Source organism: Mesorhizobium sp. M7A.F.Ca.US.014.04.1.1, from assembly GCF_003998745.1.
Lineage (GTDB): Bacteria > Pseudomonadota > Alphaproteobacteria > Rhizobiales > Rhizobiaceae > Mesorhizobium > Mesorhizobium ciceri.
On record NZ_RZRW01000437.1, the window covers coordinates 1 to 4,850 of the forward strand.

Here is a 4,850-nt window from a genome sequence, read left to right on the forward strand (position 1 = left end):
GTTCCTGCAGGGCACGCAGCAGCACCACGGTCGAGGCGACCGACAACGCCAGGCCGAACACCAGCCCCGCGCCCATCGACCAGCCGAGCATCCAGGCAAGACCAGCGCCAAGCGCGGTGGCAAAGCCGATCTGGACGATGGCGCCCGGCACGGCGATGGCACGCACCGACAGCAGATCCTTGAGCGAGAAGTGCAGCCCGACGCCGAACATCAGCAAGATGACGCCGATTTCGGCCAGTTCGTTGGCAAGCCCGGCATCGGCGACGAAGCCGGGCGTGTTCGGCCCGACCAGCACGCCGGCTATGAGATAACCGACCAGGGGCGGAATGCGGAAGCGGTTGGCGAGAGCCCCGAAGACGAAAGCCAGCCCCAGACCGGCGACGATGGTGGCGATAAGGGGCGTGTCATGCGGCATTGTCTATGGAGCGCCTTTCAAGTCAGCGATGTTGGATGAGCGCCGCCCAAGGCCGCCGCCTGTTTGCAATATGGTGGATGGTATGTCGGCGATGCAACCCGCAAAGCCGTGAAATCGACGGCGCTGCCGCGAAAATTTGACCGGCAGCTGAGAAAGCTGCCGGCCGGATCGGAATTTGTGCGGAGCTATTCGTCTCGATTCGTCAGGGCCGATCGATGATCAGGCTGCCCGCAGCAAGGCCTCGATTTCCGGTATGGCATGGTTGGTCAATGTCTTGGGAATTTCGGCGGTCACCTTGTCCCCGACCTCCTTGTGCAGCTTTTTGCGCATTGTCCCAAGCACCACCGGCGGCGCGACGAGCACGATCTCGCTGAACTCGCCGTCATGCGCGAGCTTGTAGAGCCGGGCGGCGATTTCATCGGCAAAACGCTCCTTGCCGATGCGGTGCCAGTCCGTATCCTCGACTGCGCTGCGGTGTACGGAGGGACCATCACTGTATCGGCCGGGGCTGTCACTGCCTTGCTCGCGGGTGGGCGGGTTGTCCTGCTGCATTTCCTGCACCACCTCGAGATTCGGATATTTGTTGTCACCGGCGTTCCTGAGGAAAAGCGCCTTCTCGCCATCGGCCACGATCACCCAGATACCGTGCTTGAGTATGATTGTGTTCATGATGACAGGGCTCCTTTTTAGCCGCGTGGCGACCTTTAGTTGGCATTCCGCAGCCGGATTTCGATCCGACATGACGGGCCTTTTGAGAACGCACCTCGAGCCGGTAATGTTCCAGTCGGCAGCCACGTCGGCGTTGGACATTCTGGCTATCCCGAGGTCGCGACTTTAATCTACTAACTTGGTAGAATTTAGAAAAAACAGTTTTGCGGCTTTTCTCGCCGGGCGCTAAAAGAGCCACAAATCAAGGCCTGCGACAGAAGCTTGAATCCGCTCTATCTGTAAATGAGAAATATTTTTCTCTTGGCCGGGATGCTTTCAGAAAAGCAATTGCATCCCGATAAGGGATGCGCGAGTGCGTTCCTTCTGGTTTCTCGCGCTCGCGCGTAGAACTGCAAGCTCATTGAGGATTCCGCTCGCGTCCATGTCGCACACTGCTCCCAAGCTCAACGCCTTCCCCGTGTTCATGCGGGTTGAGGGCGAAGCTGTGGCCATCGTCGGGGGCGGCGAAGAGGCGCTGGCCAAGGCGCGGCTGATCGGACAGTCGAGCGCGCTCCTGCGGATCGTCGCGGAACACGCCGAGCCCGACCTGCTCGCCTTCGTCGCCCAGGCCGGCGCGACTCATTTTGCCGCGGCTTACGAGGCGTCGCAGCTCGAAGGCGCGGTCATGGTGTTTGCCGCCAGCGGCGACGAGGAACTCGACCGCCGGGTGGCCGCGGATGCGCGCCGCCTAGGCATTCCGGTCAATGCCGTCGATCGGCCTGAGCTTTGCGATTTCTTCACCCCGGCGCTGGTCAACCGCGCGCCGGTGGCCATCGCCATCGGCACCGAGGGTGCAGGCCCGGTGCTTGCCCAAATGTTGCGCGGCCGCATCGACCGCATGCTGTCGCCGTCGCTCGGGCCGCTGGCAATTCTTGCGGCTTCGTTTCGCGGGGCTGCCGAGAAGCTGCTGCCGAGAGGCAATGCCCGCCGCCGCTTCTGGAATGATTTCTTCGCTGGCGCTCCTGCGCGCGCGGCTGAAGCCGGCCAGCTTTCGCAGGCGCATGACGCCGCCGTCGATCTTCTGCTGTCGAACACGCCCGCTTGCGGTCACATCGCGCTGGTTGGCGCCGGTCCGGGCGCCGAGGATCTATTGACCTTGCGAGCCCATCGTCTGCTGATGGAAGCCGATGTCATCGTCCATGACGCCCTTGTGCCCGAGGCGGTCGTTGCCATGGGTCGCCGCGATGCCGAGCGCCTGCCGGTCGGAAAGCGCAAGGGCTGCCACACCAAGAGCCAGGCTGAGATCAATGCGCTGCTGGTCGAGCTTGGCCGTGAAGGCAAGCGTGTCGTGCGGCTGAAGTCTGGCGATCCGCTGGTGTTCGGCCGGGCCGGCGAAGAGATGGCGGCACTTCGCGACGCCGGCATCGCCTATGAGGTGGTCCCGGGCGTCACCGCGGCCTTTGCCGCCGCCGCCGATTTCGAACTGCCGCTGACCTTGCGCGGTGTCTCCTCGTCGATGGTGTTCACCACCGGCCACGACCTCAAGGGCAATTCGCTGCCCGACTGGGCCAAGCTCGCGATTTCCGGCGCTACCGTCGCCGTCTATATGGGCCGCTCGGTGGCGGCCGAGGTTGCCGGACGGCTGATCGAGGCCGGCCTGTCGCCGGACACTGCGGTGGCCGTGGTCGAGAATGCCAGCCTCGCCAACCGGCGGCGCTTCCACGGCACGCTTGCCGACCTGCCGTCGCTGGAAGCGCGCGCCGATCTTTCCGGCCCAGTCATGACCATCATCGGCGATGCGGTCGCCGGCGCCAACTTTGAACGGTCCGAGCCGCTGGCGGCACACAGGCATGAAGGCGCGTCCAGTTCGGTCGCCGAAGGAGTTCAGCAATGAAGATACTGACCGCCAACCGCCTCACCGACGGCATCGCCGTCTGGTACGCCGATGGCGGCTGGGCCGAGACGGTGGATCATGCCGACCTCGCCCATGACAAGGCAGCCGATGACAGGCTCGAGGCGATCGGCGCCAAGGCCTATGCCGCCAACGAAGTGGTCGACGTCAATTTGATCGACGCCGAAGTCGTCAACGGCGTCGTCCAACCGGTGCGGCTGCGCGAGAAGATCCGCGCCGCCGGCCCGACCATCCGCAACGATCTCGGCAAGCAGGCTGCGCGGGCAGCATAACCAAGACACCAGGCATGGGCGGACGCGCCCTGAAAGACCAAGCATGTACCGTTACGATGAGTTCGACCACGATTTTGTCCAGGCCCGCGTCGCCGAGTTCAGCGACCAGGTGCAGCGCCGTCTTGCCGGCGAGATCACCGAGGACCAGTTCCGGCCATTGAGGCTGATGAACGGCGTCTATCTGCAGCTGCATGCCTACATGCTGCGCATCGCGGTGCCCTATGGCACGCTGAACGGCAAGCAGCTGCGCATGCTCGGCCACATCGCCCGCAAATACGACAAGGGCTACGGCCATTTCACCACGCGCCAGAACATCCAGTTCAACTGGCCGGCGCTGTCGGACATTCCGGCGATCCTGGCCGATCTCGCAAGCGTCGAGATGCACGCCATCCAGACCAGCGGCAATTGCATTCGCAACGTCACCGCCGACCACTTCGCCGGCGCTGCCGCCGACGAGGTCGCCGATCCGCGTCCCTACGCGGAAATCCTGCGCCAGTGGTCATCGGTGCATCCGGAATTCTCGTTCCTGCCGCGCAAATTCAAGATCGCGGTGACGGGGGCCGAGCGCGACCGCGCCGCCATCCAGACCCACGACATCGGCCTGCACCTGAGGAAGAACGCCGCCGGCGAACTCGGTTTCGCCGTCTATATCGGCGGCGGCCAGGGCCGCACGCCAATGGTTGCCCGCAAAATCCGCGACTTCCTGCCGGAAGCCGACCTTTTGTCCTACTGCACGGCGATCCTGCGCGTTTACAACCTCTATGGCCGCCGCGACAACAAGTACAAGGCGCGCATCAAGATCCTCGTCCATGAGACCGGGGTCGAGGAGATCACCCGCCAAATCGAGGCCGAGTGGCAAGAGTTGAAAGACGCCCAGCTGAAGCTGCCGGAAGCCGATATCCGCGCCATCGAGGCCTATTTCGCGCCACCGGCACTCGCTGAGCGGCCGGAAGGCGACCAGGCGGTCAAGCTGGCGCGGCTCGATTCCAAGGGGTTCTCGGAGTGGCTCGACCAGAATGTCGTGACGCACCGCCATCCCGATTATGCGGCTGTGACGATCTCGCTGAAGGGCATCGGCGAGGTGCCTGGCGACGCCTCGGACAGCCAGATGGACGCAATCGCCGGCATCGCCGAGACATATGGCTTTGACGAGCTGCGTGTCAGCCATGAGCAGAACCTGATCCTGCCGCATGTGGCCCGCGCCGACCTCAAGGCGGTCTATGATGCGCTGGTCGGCATCGGCCTGGCGACGGCCAATTCCAACCTGATATCGGACATCATCGCTTGCCCGGGCCTCGACTACTGCGCGCTGGCCACGGCGCGCTCGATCCCAATCGCGCAGGAAATCTCGCGCCGCTTCGCCTCGCTTGAGCGGCAGCGCGAGATCGGCGAACTGAAGCTGAAGATCTCCGGCTGCATCAACGCCTGCGGTCATCACCATGTCGGCCACATCGGCATCCTCGGCGTCGAGAAGAAGGGCTCCGAACTCTATCAGGTGACGCTGGGCGGCTCGGCCGACGAGAACACCTCGGTCGGCGAGATCATCGGCCGCGGCTTCTCTTCGGAAGAGATCACCGACGCCATCGAACAGATCGTCGAGACC

Annotated in this window: 5 protein-coding genes; 3 read left to right on the forward strand and 2 right to left on the reverse strand. The window is 63.8% G+C overall.

The genetic code is table 11. The features are described from left to right. A partial coding sequence (locus EOA22_RS24310) for a cation:proton antiporter (RefSeq protein ID WP_206521331.1) occupies window positions 1-415 on the reverse strand: 415 nt, incomplete at its 3' end. A 219-nt stretch (window positions 416-634) separates the two neighbouring features. After that, window positions 635-1,084, reverse strand: a complete 450-nt coding sequence (locus EOA22_RS24315) for a host attachment family protein (protein ID WP_013529560.1) — start codon at window positions 1,082-1,084, stop codon at window positions 635-637. A gap of 421 nt (window positions 1,085-1,505) precedes the next feature. Here EOA22_RS24315 and cysG point away from each other — a divergent pair, with 421 nt between their 5' ends. From cysG to EOA22_RS24330, 3 genes are all read left to right on the forward strand, one after another. Then, window positions 1,506-2,957: a siroheme synthase CysG gene (gene cysG / locus EOA22_RS24320; protein WP_024502841.1), complete on the forward strand. Its 1,452-nt coding sequence runs from the start codon at window positions 1,506-1,508 to the stop codon at window positions 2,955-2,957. After that, window positions 2,954-3,247, forward strand: a complete 294-nt coding sequence (locus tag EOA22_RS24325) for a DUF2849 domain-containing protein (protein ID WP_013529562.1) — start codon at window positions 2,954-2,956, stop codon at window positions 3,245-3,247. Before cysG ends, EOA22_RS24325 begins: the two co-directional genes overlap by 4 nt. A gap of 43 nt (window positions 3,248-3,290) precedes the next feature. Further along, window positions 3,291-4,850 (forward strand): nitrite/sulfite reductase (locus EOA22_RS24330; protein WP_164755778.1); only part of this gene is annotated, 1,560 nt, incomplete at its 3' end.

Coding starts and splice junctions, on each gene's coding strand:
- EOA22_RS24315 (WP_013529560.1), bottom strand. CDS start 1,084: ATGAACACAATCATACTCAAGCACGGTATCTGGGTGATCGTGGCCGAT.
- cysG (WP_024502841.1), top strand. CDS start 1,506: ATGTCGCACACTGCTCCCAAGCTCAACGCCTTCCCCGTGTTCATGCGG.
- EOA22_RS24325 (WP_013529562.1), top strand. CDS start 2,954: ATGAAGATACTGACCGCCAACCGCCTCACCGACGGCATCGCCGTCTGG.